Genomic DNA, 17,344 nt, shown 5'->3' on the forward strand with positions numbered 1-17,344 from the left:
CTAACTGTTCTGCCGGGATAGCCTAGCCAGGTAAGGCGCAAGACTGGAAATCTTGTGGAGCTTTGCTCCTCCTGGGTTCAAATCCCAGTCCCGGCGTGAAAATAGGAGGAAGTGACCGCCTTCTGGTGGCGGTCAGACCCTTAAAAAAAATAATCAGGTGTTTTCTTCTGAATCCCCTTTTCCTATCTCTGGAACCTTTAAAATGAGGGGTTCCTCTTCCATTGCACCGGAGTCATGAACCACACATTCCTGGATCCTTGCAGCTATTGAATCTGGATCCTCAACATCAACCATGTCCACCAGTTCAACCTGTCTCCGGAACCTCTCTATGGCCTCCTCCGGCATGTTCTCAATGTAGGGTATTGCACCGGTTGCACCGATGATCCTCCCTGTTTCCAGGTCTACACCATTGCTGTGGAGGGCCTTCATGGTCTGCCCTGTGATGTGCCCCATTACCTCTGCACCGCATACAACAAGGAAGCGCAGGTTGGGGTTTGCAATAACGTTCCCAACAACCTTCTCTATCCCAAGGTTCTCTGTGTGAAGTGGACCTGAAATTGCAGCACCCGCCTTCACGGGTTCATCTTCCATGTGTGACCCGAGGGTGACAACCGCAACCGGGCTTTCTTCATCACCAACCACATAGTCCCCAACTATGTGTGGCCAGTCTTCAGGTACGGGTTTCTTTTCAACCATAAGAAACACCTCTTTAACCGTCAGTTAATTTTTAACTTTCGGTTAAAATTTAACTTGTAGTTAATGACATATAAATCTTCCGGTGCAAAATGTTTTAAAATACCGGAACAGATATTCATAGAGATACTGAATGGTGAATCCACATGGCCCCATCAAGACGCGAACGTGAACGTGAACGGAGACGTGAACAGATAATAAGGGCGGCAGAGAAGGCATTCTTTGCACGGGGATACGACAGAGTGACCATGGATGAGATAGCCGAGGAGGCAGAGGTCAACAAGGCCCTCCTCTACTACTACTTCAAAAACAAGGAATCCCTCTTCTTCGCAGTGAACCTCTACGGTGTCCGCATACTCCACAGCATGTACAGAAGGTGCCTGGAGCTTGACACGGATGGATACGGTAAGGTCAGGGCCATGGTGGAGGCCCTCTACAGCTTCTCAAAGGAACACCCCGACTACTTCAGGATATACTGCTACAGTGGCACCGAGAGGTTCGAGCTGAGTGAAAGTGAGGATGCGCGGGAGATAGTGGACCTCCGTACCGGAATGTGGAGGCTCATGGTTGAGGCCATAATGGAGGGCATGAATGACGGAAGCATCCGCAGCGACCTCGACCCTGTGGAGCTATCCATATACATCCATACACTGGCCATAAACGCCCTGAACCTTGATTTCACATCCAGGATGGTCCTGGAGGCCAGGAATATCAGCAGGGACAGGTTCTGGGAGGACCTTGAGGTTTTCCTTGAATCCGCCCTCAGGCCCTAATAAAATAACATCTAAACTCTTTCTCAACAGCACCACATAACTATATAAGTTTTTAGATACATAAGGGTATTAAAAGTTAAAGAGAGGAACTGATGAAATGGATAATGACGATAACTTTGTGATAATAAACAACAGCAGAAAAGATAAAAAGAGTCTTGGGCTCCTTGTTGATGGTCCAAACATGCTCAGAAAGGAATTCTGTTCAGATCTTGAATTTGTAAAGAACCTCCTCTTTGACAGGGGAAACCTCAAGGTAGGAAAGGTGCTGCTGAACCAGTACGCCTCAGATAAGCTGATAGAGGCCGTTGTGAACCAGGGCTTCTCACCCATGATAGTTGCGGGTGATGTGGATGTTCAGCTCGCAGTTGAAGCCTTTGAACTCATACACAACCCCAACATCGATGTGGTTGCAATTATGACAAGGAACGCTGACTTCCTCCCCCTCATAAACATAGCCAAGGAGAACGGGAAGGAGACCCTGGTCATAGGTGCAGAGCCAGGTTTCAGTATAGCACTCCAGAACTCAGCAGACGACTCAATAATCCTTGGAAGCGAAGGGGTGTAGAGGTGTACCGGCGAATACTGATACCCACAGACGGCTCAGGGGACGCCAGGAAGGCAACCCGGCACGCATTCCACATAGCAGGGATGAGCGGGGCAGACATACTGGCCATAAGTGTAGTTGACACGTCCTACAGGAAAATCTGGGACGAGGATATCAGCAGACGCCTTGAGGAGATACTGAAAAAACAGGCAGAGAAGGCAATATCCATCCTCAAGGAGGAATTCAGCTCTCAACAGGAGCTGGGCCACATGACAGAAACCCGCCTTGATACGGTTATACTTGAGGGTAACCCCGCAGAGGTGATCCTCGAGGTCATGGAGGACGAGGACGTGGACCTCGTTGTAATGGGCAGCTCAGGCAAACACGGCCTTGACCGCATAATATCCGGAAGCATAACAAGGAAGGTTCTTAAATCAGCCACAAAGCCCATGATGGTCGTTGGTTAACGGTGATTGTAATGATAGGTAAAAGGACACTGGATGATGAGAAACTTGCTGTGATAACCTTTACAGGGCCCTTCAGTAAAACACTGGAGGTCCTTGAAGAGGTTTCAGACTTTGTATCATCAAATGATAAACTTGAGGCCGACGGTGACCCCACAGTGATCTTCTACACAGCACCCCTCAAGGACGAGGGAAGATACGATGTGGGTATACCTGTAAAGGGCGAATCTGAGGGTGACGGGAAGGTGAGGATAGTCACAATCCCGGGCCATACTGTGATATTTACAGAATACTCAGAAGCCCGTGAGGAGGCCTACAGAAAGCTCATAAAATACGTTGAGGAGAACAGGCTGGACGTAATAGGTGCGCCAAGGGAGATCCTCCATGGGGATGTGAGGGAGATCCAGTTCCCTGTGGTCCTCTAAATGTACTCATAAAATTGAGAACAGCCTACTGGAATCCACTGATTTTTCTCCCTTACCCCTCTTTACATGAAAAAGGTAACATTTCTCCTCTCTTTTCAAGAACTGCAGCCAGCGGTCAGCTCACCGGTTCTCCTCGACTATATCCCTGAATGAGTCAACCACGTACTGCACCTGCTCCTCTGTCATGCCATAGATGCTGCACTTGAACCACTTTGTCTGGCCCCTCCTTATTCCAACTATACCCCTCTTCTTAAGTTCCTCATAGAGGAAAAAGCCCTTCCTTGGATGTGAAGCCGCTATCTCATGGAAAACAGGGGTTTCAAACCTCACGAGGTCATGTTCCTTGGGTCTCACACCCAGCTGCTCTATACCCCCGATATCCTCAAGTTCAGAGACAAGGTAGCGTGTCTTCTTAACCTCCCCGTCCCAGCGTGAAACCCTCTCCCTCACATAGGGCAGAGAGGCCATGAGGGTTGCCAGTGGCGCTCCACGTGATGTGCAGCCCAGGAGTTCAAGCTCCTTCTTCTCATGCCTCCCTGACCTCCTGAGCACAGTGTCCTCCCACTCAGATTTCATCCCCAGCACACCTATAGGCCCGGAGGCCGCCATGCTCTTGTGACCGCTCCCAACAACGAAGTCAACCCCAAGTTCCCTGAGGTTAACCGGGAGCCTTCCCATGGAGTAGGCGCAGTTCAGGAGTAATGGGACCCCCAGCTTCCTGCAGACGTCCGCCACGCCACGTGCATCTGTCAGGTTCCCGTAGTTACCATCGACATGGGTCAGCACAGCAAGTTTAACCTCAACCCTGTCGATGGTCTCCTCAAGGACCTCCCTGTAGGCTTCGGGTGTTACCTCATAGCTGGGGTGTCCGGTTGATGGCACCTCAACGATTTCAAGGCCGTTCCTCTCAGCTGCAAGGTGTGTTGTGTAGTGGGCATTTCCATCAACAACAACGGTGTCACCCCTCTCACAGAGTGCATGCATCACCGCAAATTTACCCTCCCTTGCACCATGAACCGTCCTCACCGCATCGGAGCCTGTGAAGTCTGCAAGGTCATCAAGGAAGCAGTTTATCGCGGGCCTTGTGACCTGGTCCAGCCTCCCATCACAGTAGTCACAGACACTGTAACCATCCCCGAATTCATGGAGGGCCTTCCTTGCAGCGGCGGGGAGAACACCGCCACGCTGGAGGGGGTTGAGGTTGAGGTTATCCCTTTCAAGTTTTCTTGTAAGACCATAATCAGCGCATTCCATGATAATCACCAAGTAAGTCAATTATCCTGAGGTAAACCCTGTCCCGTTTTTCAGGATCAACAACAAATACCCTTATGTCCTCCCTCTTTTTTATACTTTGAAGGGTTTTCCTGTGTACCGCTGCAATGAGGAGGACGTCAGAGCTGAGGACCTCGTCTACCGTCCTCCTGAATTCCCGGCTCTTAAGCTCCATGGGGCCGATTTCGTCTATGATTATGCAGTCATCCTCCAGCATGGCCCTCCGGATTGCAGGGACAGCCAGTTCATCCATGACCCCCACATTTACACCGTACCTTCCAATACGGGGGCCCTCTGTTTCAACTGACGCAAGGAGGCCCCTCCTGCCCGATGCTATGTCAACGACCTCAAATCCCCACCTTGAACCACCCACCCTCACCTCAGGTGTTATGATCCCCCCAACCGAAAAGCCCATGCCCTCAAGGTAATCCCTCAGCCTTCCAACCATGGTGCTCTTCCCGCTGCCGGGTCTCCCGGTGATCAGTATCTTCATCAGATTCCCCCTAGATAAGGTTTTCAAGGCCTTCACTCAGGGCCCATCTTCTGGCCTCCTCCAGCTCCTCAATGTAGAGGGGACGGTTGATCTCAGGGTAAGCTGAAGCCCTGTAGAGGGGCCGGTACTGGCCCATTATGTTCATTACAGTGTCTGTTCCCAGGTTCTCTGCGACCCATGATATGATGGGCTTCGTGCAGCACTCCAGGTGCCCTGGAAGCACCAGGTGCCTTATTATCATATCCTCACCTGCTATCATGAGGTGGTTCCTGGATACAACCTCAAAGTAGTTACCGGCACCTGCCAGTCTCTCTGCACATTCACTGTTGCCGAACTTGAAGTCCGTGAGGTAGAGGTCTGCAGCACCCATTATGAGCCTGAGGGATTCCCTGGTCATGTACATGTTACTGTTCCATACGACAGGCACACTGATGGAAACCCTGGATAGAACCCTCAGGATATATGGGAGTGCTGGTGTCGGGTCTCCGCCCACGAAGTTGACGTTTGCTGCCCCCATGCGCCTCCTCTCCTCTATGAGCGCTGCAAGTTCATCCACCTCAATGTGTCTGCCTGCAGAGGGGTTCTGGGATATGTCCCAGTTCTGACAGAAGACACACCTCAGGGTGCAGCCAGAGAAGAATATGGTATGGCTGGGTACAAGGGGGGCCTCCTCCCCGTAGTGCAGGAACTCCGAGGCCACCCGTGGCTCCATGACACCGCAGTGTCCCTGCTCCCTGTGGCGGTTAACCCCGCACCTCCAGGGGCACAGTGAACACTCCCCCAGGATCCTTTCAGCGATTTCGATTTTAAGATCAAGGAAGGACCTTTCACATGCTCCTGAACACTCTATGCCCTTCTCTATCCTTTCATGTTCCCTCCAGAGTTCAGACATCCCTGAGGTTTCATGGAAGGATGCCGGTGTCCTGGCGGCCACCATGAAACTGGCATCCGTCCTACCATCCCTCACAGAGAGGTAGTGGTGAAGTGCATCCTTCAGTGACATGATCATGAATGATAAATGGGGTTACCCTGTGACATGAACATCCTCAACCATGAGGGGCGCGGTTACAAAGCCCCCCACCTGCCTCCTTTCAAGGTCCGTTGATGAGACCTTCATCATGAGCTCAAATATGTTCCCTGAGAGCATTGCCTTCTTAACAGGTGTGAATTCCCCTGAGTCCGCCATGAACGCATTGTTGGCCTCCACCGAGAAATCACCGGATATTGGATTTGCTGTGTGGGCTCCAAGGACATCTGTGACAAAGATCCCCCTGAAGTCGTCCAGTGGCACTGTACTGTCAAATTCAAGTATGAAGTTGGTGGTTGAGACGGCCGGGACCTCCATGTAGCCCCTCAGACCATTACCTGTGCTATCAGCCCGCCCCTTTGATGCTGTGTATATGTTATGCATGTATCCCCTCAGAATTCCATCCTCAACAAGGGCTGTCCTCTGGGAGGGTGTCCCCTCACCATCAAAGGGGGCTGATCCCAGGCCCCCCTCAAGGGTACCGTCATCGTATACTGAGAGGCCCTCACCTGTGACCTGGCTTCCAATCCTATCTGCCAGTACGGACCTCCCCCTCTGGACGTTATCTGCGCTGAATGCGCCTGCGAATGTTCCAAGGAGTCCTGCTGCTGCATGGTAGTCCAGGACTGCGGGGATCCTGCCGCTTTCAATACTCCTGCCCCCCATCGAATCCCTTGCAATCCGGCAGGCCCTTCCAGCTACCCATTCAGGGTTGATGTCAAGTTTGCAGGAGGAGTCTGATTCGTAGGCGGTTGTCTTCATGCCATTCTCCCCGGCTGTCACAGATATGTGGGCTGAGAACCCTGTTGAAGATGATGACTCCTCAACACCCTCCGAGTTTAGGATGAATGTTTCAATCCTGGATGCGGTGAACCCGCCGCTGGTGGGTTTGCATCCCTCCTCCAGGACCCTGTTGATCATTCTACCGGCCATCTCCACGGAGTCCTCAACTTCAAGGTCATCGAAGGACCTGTCATGGATCCCCTTCACCGATGGATATGTGGAGGGTTCAGAGAACCCGAAGTTTTCATCAGGATCTGCAAGCTGGAGGTTCTGGGCCGCCATCCTCACAGCTACGTCCACCCCATCAGGATCCGATGTGTAGGCAAACCCCATTCGCCCCTCCTTCAGGATGCGGATGCCTATCCCTGTCATGGATTCAATTTTCCCGAAGTCTATGAGGTCACGCTGGATCTCAACCTCCAGTGTCTTCTCCCTCTCAATGTAGACCTCAGCCATCTCACCATACCTTAATGCGAGTTTAACCGCCTCTTCACCAATCCCGAACATCAGCTCACCACCCCATGAATCTCCTGACCGCCTCTGCAACCCCTTCTCCATGGGCTGCGGAGGTCACATAATCTGCCATCTCCCGCAGTTCAGGGTCTGCATTTGCAACCGCAACCCTGAATCCAGCAGCCTCAATGAATTCCAGGTCATTTTCACTGTCACCTATGGCCATGACATCCTCCATCTCTATCCCCATGGATTCAAGCAGGATCTCCAGGGATGAACCCTTATTCACTGAGGGGTCTGTCAGGTGTATGGCAAAGCCGGTATCATAGACCTCAACATCAAAATCCCTGAGCGCCTCCCTGACAGTATCTGCAGGTACATCCCTGGTCAGTGCTATCTCCGACACCCTGAGGTCAGAGAACTGGACCTTCCGGACAGGGTAGATCCCTTTGAGGTGACTGTAGGCCATCTCAGCCTTACTTATATCACCCAGGACCCTCACCTCATCATTGATGTGCAGCACACCGCCATTTTCAGCTACAACCCCTCCGCTGGCCCCTATTAGGACCGATGTTGCCATAGCAAAGCAGAGGATGTTACCGGTAACCATTATAACAGGCACCCCTGCCTCCTCGGCACCCCTGAGGGCCTTCACAGCCTCCAGAGACAGCCTCCTTTTTTTGTCGGTTATTGTGCCGTCGATGTCAACTGCAATGGCCCTCATCCTGACACCTAGAATGAGCTGTACCGGTAGGCTATGTTACAGGTGCCCTCCCTTGACACCATGCATGCCCCGATGGGACTGGTGGGGGTGCACTCATTCTTGAAGAGTTTGCATTCCTCCGGCCTTGCAACACCCCTCAATACAGCACCGCATATGCATCCCGCCGGTGTATCAACCGTATCTTCAACCTCTATATCGAATTTCTCCCGGGCATTGAATTCAGAGAACTCATCCCTTATCTCATAGACTGATTCGGGTATGACCGGGAATCCCCTCCACTCCCTCTCGGTTACCTTGAAGACCTCATCCATCACCTTCTGGGCCTTGAGGTTACCCTCGGGTTTCACGGCCCTCTTATACTCGTTCTCAACCTTTGCCTCTCCCCTATCGATCTGTCGGAGTATCATGTAGACCGCCATGAGTATATCCAGGGGGTTGAAGCCCGCTATGACCTGTGGTATGTTGTAGTCCCTTGAGAAGGGCTCATAGGGTTTCATGCCGATTATGGTTGACACGTGACCTGGTTCTATGAGGGCGTTGAGGTTCACCTCACCTGACTCTATGAGAAACCTGAGGGCGGGTGGTATGAGCCTGTGGCATGAAAGAACCGAGAAGTTCTCAGGTGGTCCTGAGAGTATCTCCGAGGCTGTTGTTGGCGCCGTGGTCTCAAATCCCGCTGCCATGAATACGACTTCCCGGTCAAGTTTCCTTGCTATCTCCACTGCGTTGCCCACACCGTAGACTATCCTGACATCCGCACCGTCCGCCCTGGCATCCGCGAGGGATCCCCTGGAGCCCGGGACCCGGAGCATGTCACCGAAGGTTGTTATGGTGACACCCTGCCTTGCAAGTTCAATGCACTCGTCGATTTCCCTTGCCGGGACACAGCAGACCGGACAGCCAGGCCCGGCGACCACCTCCACCTCCTCAGGAAGGAGGGACCTTACACCATGCTGCATTATTGTGTGCTCATGTGACCCGCATACATGCATTATCTTAACTGGACGTGATATCTCCTGTATCCTTGAAACCAGTTCCCTTGAAAGATTCTTCATAAGACCACCATTACACTTAAAGATCTATTTATCACGATCATATATATATGGAGGAGGCCAAAGGATTATGTTTTATGGGGAGAGAAGTTTAAACATGTCAGTTATCATCCTCCTCTTCCTCTTCACTGTCTCACTGATTGGCGTTATAAAGTCGGCCGATATATTCGTGGATCGGATCGTTGATATAGGTAGGGCCCTGGGGATATCCCAGATAATACTGGGGGTGACAGTCGCCGCTGCAGGGACCTCCCTTCCTGAATTTGGATCCGCACTGATATCCGTCCTCACAGGAAACCCTGATCTCGGTGTGGGTGTTGTTATAGGATCAAATATATGGAACATAGCCGGCATCATAGGCATATCAGCCATCCTTTCATGTGCGGTTACAACAAACCGGGATGAGATCCGGAGGGATGGTCTTTTCGGGCTTCTGAGCATACTCATCCTCACATTCTTCATGCTCATGGGACCGGTTGGCCCCCTGACTGGTGTCGTGCTCCTTGCACTCTACGGTGTTTACCTCTGGGTCCTCATAAAAAAACAGAGGGGCTACTATACCAGCCACCTCATGGATCATGGCGAGGTTGATGCGAAAACCATAATATCCGCCATCCTGGGATTCACTGGTCTTGTGGTGTTCTGCAGAATACTCGTATACAGTGCCGTTGGGATCGCTGAGATCATGAATGTTCCTGAGATGATAATCGGTCTTTTTGCCCTCGCAATAGGCACAAGCCTCGCTGAACTGGTCGTTGCTGTTAACTCTGCAATGAAGCGTATGTGCAGCCTGTCCCTTGGAACCGTCCTGGGGAGCAACATATTCAACATCCTGATAGGCATCGGGGTTCCATCACTCTTTGTTAGGATCCCTGTTGAGCCCCTATCCCTCATTCTTGACGCTCCAGTGCTCATGGGGGTGACAGTGGCCGTCATGTACTTCATGTGGACTGATATGGAGCTCAGGAGGGTTGAGGGGGTTGCACTGGTGGCATTTTACCTGGCATACGCTGTAATTAGAATAACACTTACACGGTAGGTTTAATGCGTTTTTTAAGATGCACTTAGAATAGCACTTACACAGTATATTGACATCAGTTGCACTGAAAAAACTAAAAAAACCGCTCAATATACCAAAATAAAAAAATGAAGGGAAATTTTTTTATCTTCTCCTTGCTATGGCTGAACCTGCAGCTAGAAGCAGTAGGCCTGCCATGAGTGCAGCTACCGGAGCACCCGTTGGCTGCATCGGTACCCTGCCAGGTGAAGGTCCTGGACCCGGTGTGGGTTCTGTGACCTCGATATCGACCTCTGTCGTGTTGTTGCCGCCTGATGAGCCTGAGCTCACCGTTGCCACGTTGATGAATGTGCCGCGCCTTATCATCTGGACCACTATTTCAAGGACTGCGCTTGAACCTGATGGCAGGTCTCCTATCAGCCATACGCCGGTTACCGGATTGTATGATCCCACAGTGGCGCTGGATGATACGTACCTCATTGAATCCGGTAGCCTGTCAACCACTGTTGTGTTGAGTGCAGTATCAGGTCCATTGTTTGTCACCGTTACTGTGAATTTCACGTTCTGTCCGAGGCGTACAGCCCTCCTATCAGCCGTCTTGGTGATGGTGAGCTCTGCCCGTGGATTTGCTGTTACAGTGGCATTAGCATCCCTATCAGGGTTCGGATTGTACGTATCAGACGTGACATTGGCAATATTGGTCAGGGTAGTGTTACTCACAGCAACCCTGGCAACAATCTCCAGAGTCGCCACAGCATCCCTTACCAGTGAACCAACAAGCCACACACCAGTACCCACATCATAGCTTCCCTGTGAAGCACTGTGACTCACGTAGTCAAGACCAGCAGGTAACACGTCATTAACAACAACACCCACTGAATCATCAGGACCCATATTGGTAACTGAAACCACGAACCTCACAGTATCATTGAAGTCAACCACCGTCGCATTAACCACCTTATCTATCACAAGATAAGCAGCCGGTGGGATGGTCACTGTGACGTTTGCAGTGTTGTTTTCAGGGTATGGATCGAACTGATCCCCAACTGCCTGAACCCTGTTTATCAGTTCACCTGTGGTGTTCACAAGGACCGTGAAGTTGAGGGTTGCTGATGCACCGTTTGCAAGGTCTCCAACTATCCAGATGCATGCAAGGGGATAGCAGATACCCTGTGAAATTGCATGTGACTGGTAGACAAGGCCCTCTGGAAGCATTTCTGTTACCGTGACCCCTGTTGCATCGTCAGGTCCATTGTTCGTAACCGTCACAAAGAAGGTTATCTGCTCACCGAAGTTCGGTGTGCTGTTTGACACCGTCTTTGTGATTGATATATCTGATGATGGGTTCACGGTGAGTAGAGCAGTTGCATTGTTGTTTGAGAGCAGAGGGTCGTACTCCTCGGCTGATGCATTCACGTAATTCGTGAATATGCCTGCGGCATTTGCAATTACCTCAAGCACCAGGGTTGCTGATGTGCCATTTGCAAGGTCTCCAACAGTCCAGAGCCCGCCTGCGAAGGTTCCCTGTGAGGCGCTGTGACTGAGCAGTCCGAGTCCTGGTGGTAGTATATCCGTTACAGCGACACCTGTTGCATCGTTCGGTCCGTTGTTGGTGACAGTGACCGTGAAGTTTGTTATCTGTCCATTGTTGATTGGTGTCAGGAGGACCGTCTTCTGTACCGCGATATCAGCCACGGCCTCTGCATTTAATAGCCCAGCAGCATGGTTGTTGGTCAGGTCAGGGTCATACTCGGTGCTCGTGACTGAGACCGTGTTTATCATTCCACCTGTGGCATTGACAAGCACGGTGATGTTCAGTGTCTCTGATGCACCGGGTGCCAGTGAATCAACAGTCCATACATTGAATTCCACGAAGTAGATACCCGCGGATGCACTGTGGGACTGGTAGACGAGACCTGATGGCATTGTATCAACGGTCCTCACAACCGTGGCGGTGTCCGGTCCAAGGTTCGTTACCGTTATGTAGAACACCACGGTGTCACCGAAGTCTGGTGCTGTGTTGCTGACGGTCTTCGTGATCTTAACATCCGCGCTTGGCCTCACATCGACTGTAACCGCATCAACGTTGTCTCCGGGTAGTGGATCTGGAAGCTCTGATGATACGTTGACTATGTTTGTCTGGAAGCCTGCCTGGGTTGCCCTTACAACCAGTGTGAGGGTTGCCTGGAACAGGGCAGGTAGTGAGCCAACCTCCCAGACGCCAGTTGTTGTGTTGAAGGATCCCTGTGTAACCGTGTATGATATGATTGAGAGTCCAGCAGGCAGGAGATCTGAGACCACAACATTTGATGGTGTGTCTGGACCAGCATTCCTCACGATCACCGTGAAGGTGGCGGTTTCCCCGTTATTTATAACAGGTCTGTCAACGGTCTTCTGGATGCTAAGGTCTGCTGATACCGCGTTAAGGGTTGATACCGCATCATTGTTGGTCCTGTCAGGGTCACGCTCATTACCGGTGACTGATACTGTGTTATTTGAATCACCGGTTGTGTTCACAAGGACTGTGAGGTTCATCAGGGCTGATGCCGCGTAATTCAGTGCTCCGATGTACCATACGCCAGTTGTGGCATTGTAGGTTCCCTGTGTGACAGTGTGACTGAGGTAGACAAGGCCCGGTGAGAGTATATCTGTGACGGTTACACCTGTGGCGTTGCTCGGTCCAAGATTTGTGACAGCAACCGTAAAGGTCACAACGGACCCATAATCTGGCCGCGGGTCACTCACTTGTTTCACTATAAGCAGGTCAGCCACCGGGATTCCCACCACCTCGGCGGTGTCATTGTTGTTATCCGGGTTGGGATCAAAGTTTGGTGATGTGATATTTGCAAAGTTTGTCAGTGATCCAGTTGCGTTGACCCTGGCTATTATTGTGAGTGTTGCTATTTCAAGGTAGTTCAGTGTCCCCACATTCCATGTGCCCATGTAGTAGGAGCCCTTGGATGGTGTCGCGCTGATAGGTATCAGTCCAGCCGGCAGAACATCCTCCACCACAACTCCTGCTGCGTTATCAGGTCCCCTGTTGCTCACAGTGATTGTGTACTGGATATTTTCACCCACATAGGGTTCCGGATTGTTAACAGACTTGTCTATGGTGAGGTCTGATGCCGGTGGAGAATTCAGGGCTGCTGATGCGTAGTTGTTTGCCATGTCTGGGTCGAAGACGTCACCTGTCACGTTGGCGTTGTTGACAATTGCCCCTGTTGCTGTGACCGTGGCTGTGATGTTCAGTGTTACCGTCTCGAAGTATTCAAGGTTTCCTATGGTCCATATACCTGTGGTGCTGTTGTAGATTCCCCTGGATGCACTTGCTGATACGAAGCTCAGCTGTGGTGGTAGAAGATCCGTTACATAAACGCCAGTGGCATTGTTTGGGCCATAGTTCACCACGGTGATTGTGAATCTGACGGTATCGCCAATGCTGGGTGCCGTGTTGTTGACTGTTTTTGCAATTGCAAGGTCGGCCCTCTCAAGTGCCCGGATGGTGATATTCTCACCGAAGTCTGAGTTGTAGTGGTAGCTTGAACCGCTCCTGTCTGTTATGAGACCGAAGAGCCTGGTCACCCCTGCGCCGGTAACGTTGAACAGCCAGACAGATACAAAGTTTGTCTGACCCTGTGCGTCAAGGCGTACATTGTTGCTGGTGTTTGGTCCGTAGGTCACCGTTACGTTGATGGGCTGGATAATTGCCGGGTTGTAGTTGGTTAGTGGAAGGTTAAGGATATCATATCCGGCTGATGCCGTTGTTGATACGACTGTGACTGCAATCACGTCTCCAATGGCCGGTGACGGGTTACTCACAGTTATGGATACCACGTCATTACGGTTCTGTGAGACAAGTTTCTCAACATAGAGTGTTCCGTTTATGGTGTCAGCGGAACCCGTGTTCGTCCCGCCCACCGTCACCGTATAATTCCTGGACGTCAGGTAGGCAAGTGAATTCCTTGATACCTCCACAAGGTAGAAGACATCCACCGTTGCACCCGGTGCTATATCACCCAGGTACTTGCTGGCTGTTTCATTCGCCGCGAGGTCGACGTAGGGATTGGTTGAAGTGAATGTGAGGTTGGCTGTTACATTAGTTGCGGTGGTCAGGGCATCGTTCCTGACACGTATCTGGATGAGATACTGGTTGGGACCGACATTCACATTATTATGGTCAAGCCCGATGATGTCCCATGAACCCTTGGTCAAGTTCAGGGTTCCGAGCCTGAAATCGGCAGTGGCTCTTCCTGACTCATCAAGGGTTACAGTGCTGGATGGTATCACGTGTCTAGGTGCAACTGCTGAGACAATAAATGTCCGGTCGGCTGCCTGGAAACTCACAGAGTAACTTCCATCCGGACCTGTTACCCCGGATGCCACACTGGAACCATTAACTGAGGCCACGTTTATAACTGCGCCCTCAAATGGATCTGTACCGTTACACTGTGTCACAGTTCCAGTTATGAGTGCATTAGAATCAGTCTGATTGTCAGAATCGGCGGCACTTACTGTTCCAATGGTAAGAATCACCAGAAGAATCGAAAGTGCCAGTGTAAATCTCTTCATTTTTCACCCCCCCTTTAAATTTTTTACACATTTACCTATTATGTTGAGGAGATATTTATAATCTTCTAATTTAATGCCCAGAACGGCCTTCAGGAAGATTTTATATTTAATTCCGGAGGGGTCAGAAGGTGATATACATCACCCAACACCGGTCAGCGCAAGTACCCTCCAGAGAAAGTTGCGTCGAATAGCATTATTTTGCGCCCCACATATACATCAGATGGGTGATCCATGCCTAAATCGAATGAATTTTATAGATGGTCATAGAATCAAAACTTATGAAGTCCGTGGTTTTCATTGGTAGGGGCCTCGCTGAATACATCGATATGTTCAGCCTGGATCCCATGGAACTGGAGGGCAGCAGGATACTTGACTGTGCTGCAGGTGTGAGCTCATTCCGGAGCGAAATGGATGAGATGGGATTCAGTGTAACAGCCGTGGACCCCCTCTACAGCAGGACCCCCGATGAAATTAAAAAACTGGCATGCGAAAGTTTCAGGAGCCACACCATGAACCATAGGGACTTTTTAAGGGATTTCAGGGTTGATGGGATCCCTGTTGAGGATTACCGGAGGATGGTTTTCAGAAGATTCCTGGATGACTATAAAAGGAACCCATCAGAGTACATAGCCGGTGAACTCCCCTTTCTCCCATTTGATGATGGGGAATTTGACCTGGTGGTCTCTGCAAATTTCCTTTTCCTGTATGAGGACCTGCTGGACTACAGTTTCCATGTTGAATCTGTGAGGGAGATGCTCAGGATCGGGAAAGAGGTTAGAATATTTCCTGTGTACAATATACACAGAAGAAAGCGTTCTTTACACCTTAAACCATTGATGGATGAATTTAATGATTATGACATTGAGGTCAGGAAGGTTAAGTACCATGAGGAGGCCGGCTGTAATGAAATGTTAATCATAAAATAAAATCCGGATCAAACAACTGGTTCTATAGTTCGTTATAGCTTTATATAACGAAATAAACGCATTCAAATTTCAATCCCATTTTGGTCTGATTTTAACTATCTTATGTCCGTTATTTTTTACCTACGTTGCAGATTTCAATCCCATTTTGGTCTGATTTTAACCAACAATAAAATTCAGGGGGACTGAGTACATAAAAGATTTCAATCCCATTTTGGTCTGATTTTAACGATTGAAATTACTGAGGATGGTCTCTACTTCCACCTTATTTCAATCCCATTTTGGTCTGATTTTAACACGGCGTCTGTGACGTCGTTAGAGAGGATGGAGTCGTATTTCAATCCCATTTTGGTCTGATTTTAACGGTTTTGTGTGGGTGTGCATTCTGGTTGTGGTTGGTCATTTCAATCCCATTTTGGTCTGATTTTAACAAGCGCCGGGCAGACAGCACACATACAAGACTTCACAAATTTCAATCCCATTTTGGTCTGATTTTAACTTTCACGATGACTCTGTTGAGTTCATCGTATTCTTTCCATTTCAATCCCATTTTGGTCTGATTTTAACTGATGTTGGGAAGGTTTGGCCATCTGAATGATTTGAATTTCAATCCCATTTTGGTCTGATTTTAACTCAACATGGGGACATACGTCCAGGGGGACAGACGCATTTCAATCCCATTTTGGTCTGATTTTAACTCACCCTCCAGACTAGCTCATCAATGTACCCATTACCATTTCAATCCCATTTTGGTCTGATTTTAACGAAATACAACCCCACACGCCAGTCCATCCTCTTTCATTTCAATCCCATTTTGGTCTGATTTTAACCTGTCTGCCCCTATTGTTTTGATCATGTTTGTGCATGATTTCAATCCCATTTTGGTCTGATTTTAACCCTTTAGAACTAAAAAAATAACAAAATAAAAAAAGACATTTCAATCCCATTTTGGTCTGATTTTAACGGGTTCTCATAGATGGGCGACAGAAAGACATGAAAAATTTCAATCCCATTTTGGTCTGATTTTAACCCGTTACTCATGCATTATTAGTGAGAAACAACTCTTTATTTCAATCCCATTTTGGTCTGATTTTAACGATTGAAATTACTGAGGATGGTCTCTACTTCCACCTTATTTCAATCCCATTTTGGTCTGATTTTAACGGTCGGTGCCCGGGTCGGGTCGGTGCCCGGGTCGGGTATTTCAATCCCATTTTGGTCTGATTTTAACTATCATCACGCTTGAAGAGTATAATAAAGTTGTTAAGAATTTCAATCCCATTTTGGTCTGATTTTAACTGTTCACTATTTGGGTCATTTATGGGTACTATTTTGATTTCAATCCCATTTTGGTCTGATTTTAACTATGAGGGCTGTGCATGCACGGATCAGCAAGGAAACAAATTTCAATCCCATTTTGGTCTGATTTTAACTCAGATTCTTTCTGACAATAATATGAGGTGATATAAAATTTCAATCCCATTTTGGTCTGATTTTAACAGTATGTGCAGTATCCTCTCTATGTCCCCTTCATTCATTTCAATCCCATTTTGGTCTGATTTTAACCCTATATTATGTCCATTATTTTTCATTTACGCTGCAGATTTCAATCCCATTTTGGTCTGATTTTAACAATATTGAAACGTTCAAGGACATGTTGAAGAGGTATGATTTCAATCCCATTTTGGTCTGATTTTAACGAGGAAACGTTTACCCTTGAAGGGCGTAAGGCCTGATAATTTCAATCCCATTTTGGTCTGATTTTAACTTTCGGTGGGGGGTAGGTGGGGGGTGTGAAGGTAGATATTTCAATCCCATTTTGGTCTGATTTTAACGTATCCATGACTCCTGATGCCCTGGCACGTCGAAGTCAATTTCAATCCCATTTTGGTCTGATTTTAACAGTATGTGCAGTATCCTCTCTATGTCCCCTTCATTCATTTCAATCCCATTTTGGTCTGATTTTAACGGTTTAGGGACTGTGAGATCGTTGTTGAACATAATAAATTTCAATCCCATTTTGGTCTGATTTTAACTCGGTGGGGGTAGGTGGGGGTATAATCAGAACAAATATTTCAATCCCATTTTGGTCTGATTTTAACGGTTTAGGGACTGTGAGATCGTTGTTGAA

General features: G+C 49.2%; 14 protein-coding genes, 1 tRNA gene and 1 CRISPR repeat array (1 of these 16 running past the window's edge). Of the genes, 7 read left to right on the forward strand and 8 right to left on the reverse strand.

Annotated features, from left to right (window positions below; all coding sequences use genetic code 11):
• Nucleotides 1-11: 11 nt before the first annotated feature.
• Nucleotides 12-96, forward strand: a tRNA-Ser gene (locus MTH_RS05030).
• A 57-nt stretch (nt 97-153) separates the two neighbouring features.
• Here the strand turns inward: MTH_RS05030 and mtrA are convergent.
• A complete protein-coding gene (gene mtrA / locus MTH_RS05035) occupies nt 154-696 on the reverse strand; it encodes a tetrahydromethanopterin S-methyltransferase subunit A (RefSeq protein WP_048060961.1) in 543 nt (180 codons plus the stop codon).
• Nucleotides 697-839: 143 nt separating this feature from the next.
• Between mtrA and MTH_RS05040 the strand changes: the two genes are divergently transcribed.
• From MTH_RS05040 to MTH_RS05055, 4 genes are all read left to right on the forward strand, one after another.
• Nucleotides 840-1,466 carry a TetR/AcrR family transcriptional regulator gene (locus MTH_RS05040; protein ID WP_010876687.1) on the forward strand — a complete coding sequence of 209 codons (627 nt, stop codon included), beginning with the start codon at nt 840-842 and terminating at the stop codon, nt 1,464-1,466.
• A gap of 97 nt (nt 1,467-1,563) precedes the next feature.
• Nucleotides 1,564-2,031 (forward strand): TIGR00288 family NYN domain-containing protein, encoded by a 468-nt coding sequence (locus MTH_RS05045; RefSeq protein ID WP_010876688.1) that lies wholly within the window; start codon nt 1,564-1,566, stop codon nt 2,029-2,031.
• A gap of 2 nt (nt 2,032-2,033) precedes the next feature.
• On the forward strand, nt 2,034-2,477 hold the full coding sequence (locus tag MTH_RS05050) for a universal stress protein (protein WP_010876689.1): 444 nt from the start codon (nt 2,034-2,036) through the stop codon (nt 2,475-2,477).
• A gap of 11 nt (nt 2,478-2,488) precedes the next feature.
• Nucleotides 2,489-2,899, forward strand: a complete 411-nt coding sequence (locus MTH_RS05055) for a transcriptional regulator (protein WP_048060962.1) — start codon at nt 2,489-2,491, stop codon at nt 2,897-2,899.
• A 120-nt stretch (nt 2,900-3,019) separates the two neighbouring features.
• Here MTH_RS05055 and pscS read toward each other — a convergent pair whose 3' ends face one another.
• Genes pscS through hypD form a run of 6 tightly spaced genes read right to left on the reverse strand, consistent with a single transcriptional unit; the run spans nt 3,020 to nt 8,706 of the window.
• A complete protein-coding gene (pscS, locus tag MTH_RS05060) occupies nt 3,020-4,153 on the reverse strand; it encodes an O-phospho-L-seryl-tRNA:Cys-tRNA synthase (RefSeq protein ID WP_010876691.1) in 1,134 nt (377 codons plus the stop codon).
• On the reverse strand, nt 4,140-4,664 hold the full coding sequence (locus tag MTH_RS05065) for an NTPase (RefSeq protein WP_010876692.1): 525 nt from the start codon (nt 4,662-4,664) through the stop codon (nt 4,140-4,142). The genes pscS and MTH_RS05065 overlap by 14 nt, the downstream gene beginning before the upstream one ends.
• 10 nt (nt 4,665-4,674) lie before the next feature.
• A complete protein-coding gene (locus MTH_RS05070) occupies nt 4,675-5,667 on the reverse strand; it encodes a radical SAM protein (RefSeq protein ID WP_048061273.1) in 993 nt (330 codons plus the stop codon).
• Between the two features lie 21 nt (nt 5,668-5,688).
• Nucleotides 5,689-6,981 (reverse strand): TldD/PmbA family protein, encoded by a 1,293-nt coding sequence (locus tag MTH_RS05075; RefSeq protein ID WP_010876694.1) that lies wholly within the window; start codon nt 6,979-6,981, stop codon nt 5,689-5,691.
• Between the two features lie 4 nt (nt 6,982-6,985).
• Nucleotides 6,986-7,651 (reverse strand): phosphoglycolate phosphatase, encoded by a 666-nt coding sequence (locus tag MTH_RS05080; protein ID WP_010876695.1) that lies wholly within the window; start codon nt 7,649-7,651, stop codon nt 6,986-6,988.
• Nucleotides 7,652-7,659: 8 nt separating this feature from the next.
• Nucleotides 7,660-8,706, reverse strand: coding sequence for a hydrogenase formation protein HypD (hypD, locus tag MTH_RS05085; RefSeq protein ID WP_010876696.1), 1,047 nt, complete (start codon nt 8,704-8,706; stop codon nt 7,660-7,662).
• A 94-nt stretch (nt 8,707-8,800) separates the two neighbouring features.
• Between hypD and MTH_RS05090 the strand changes: the two genes are divergently transcribed.
• Nucleotides 8,801-9,742 carry a calcium/sodium antiporter gene (locus MTH_RS05090; protein WP_238374177.1) on the forward strand — a complete coding sequence of 314 codons (942 nt, stop codon included), beginning with the start codon at nt 8,801-8,803 and terminating at the stop codon, nt 9,740-9,742.
• 123 nt (nt 9,743-9,865) lie between these two features.
• Here MTH_RS05090 and MTH_RS05095 read toward each other — a convergent pair whose 3' ends face one another.
• Nucleotides 9,866-14,290 carry a DUF11 domain-containing protein gene (locus MTH_RS05095; protein WP_010876698.1) on the reverse strand — a complete coding sequence of 1,475 codons (4,425 nt, stop codon included), beginning with the start codon at nt 14,288-14,290 and terminating at the stop codon, nt 9,866-9,868.
• A 278-nt stretch (nt 14,291-14,568) separates the two neighbouring features.
• On the opposite strand from MTH_RS05095, the gene MTH_RS05100 reads away from it, so the two are divergent.
• The gene (locus MTH_RS05100; RefSeq protein WP_143485768.1) at nt 14,569-15,216 is read left to right on the forward strand and encodes a class I SAM-dependent methyltransferase; all 648 of its coding nucleotides are present in this window, start codon (nt 14,569-14,571) and stop codon (nt 15,214-15,216) included.
• A 66-nt stretch (nt 15,217-15,282) separates the two neighbouring features.
• Nucleotides 15,283-17,344: a CRISPR direct-repeat array (repeat unit 30 nt; unit sequence ATTTCAATCCCATTTTGGTCTGATTTTAAC); it runs 6,150 nt beyond the window's last position.

Origin of the sequence: Methanothermobacter thermautotrophicus str. Delta H, assembly GCF_000008645.1 — an archaeon.
Lineage (GTDB): Archaea > Methanobacteriota > Methanobacteria > Methanobacteriales > Methanothermobacteraceae > Methanothermobacter > Methanothermobacter thermautotrophicus.

What these genes read in the sequence shown, in the direction of transcription:
- mtrA (WP_048060961.1), bottom strand. Translation starts at nt 696, where the DNA reads ATGGTTGAAAAGAAACCCGTACCTGAAGACTGGCCACACATAGTTGGG.
- MTH_RS05040 (WP_010876687.1), top strand. Translation starts at nt 840, where the DNA reads ATGGCCCCATCAAGACGCGAACGTGAACGTGAACGGAGACGTGAACAG.
- MTH_RS05045 (WP_010876688.1), top strand. Translation starts at nt 1,564, where the DNA reads ATGGATAATGACGATAACTTTGTGATAATAAACAACAGCAGAAAAGAT.
- MTH_RS05055 (WP_048060962.1), top strand. Translation starts at nt 2,489, where the DNA reads ATGATAGGTAAAAGGACACTGGATGATGAGAAACTTGCTGTGATAACC.
- pscS (WP_010876691.1), bottom strand. Translation starts at nt 4,153, where the DNA reads ATGGAATGCGCTGATTATGGTCTTACAAGAAAACTTGAAAGGGATAAC.
- MTH_RS05065 (WP_010876692.1), bottom strand. Translation starts at nt 4,664, where the DNA reads ATGAAGATACTGATCACCGGGAGACCCGGCAGCGGGAAGAGCACCATG.
- MTH_RS05070 (WP_048061273.1), bottom strand. Translation starts at nt 5,667, where the DNA reads ATGTCACTGAAGGATGCACTTCACCACTACCTCTCTGTGAGGGATGGT.
- MTH_RS05075 (WP_010876694.1), bottom strand. Translation starts at nt 6,981, where the DNA reads ATGTTCGGGATTGGTGAAGAGGCGGTTAAACTCGCATTAAGGTATGGT.
- MTH_RS05080 (WP_010876695.1), bottom strand. Translation starts at nt 7,651, where the DNA reads ATGAGGGCCATTGCAGTTGACATCGACGGCACAATAACCGACAAAAAA.
- hypD (WP_010876696.1), bottom strand. Translation starts at nt 8,706, where the DNA reads ATGAAGAATCTTTCAAGGGAACTGGTTTCAAGGATACAGGAGATATCA.
- MTH_RS05090 (WP_238374177.1), top strand. Translation starts at nt 8,801, where the DNA reads ATGTCAGTTATCATCCTCCTCTTCCTCTTCACTGTCTCACTGATTGGC.
- MTH_RS05095 (WP_010876698.1), bottom strand. Translation starts at nt 14,290, where the DNA reads ATGAAGAGATTTACACTGGCACTTTCGATTCTTCTGGTGATTCTTACC.
- MTH_RS05100 (WP_143485768.1), top strand. Translation starts at nt 14,569, where the DNA reads ATGAAGTCCGTGGTTTTCATTGGTAGGGGCCTCGCTGAATACATCGAT.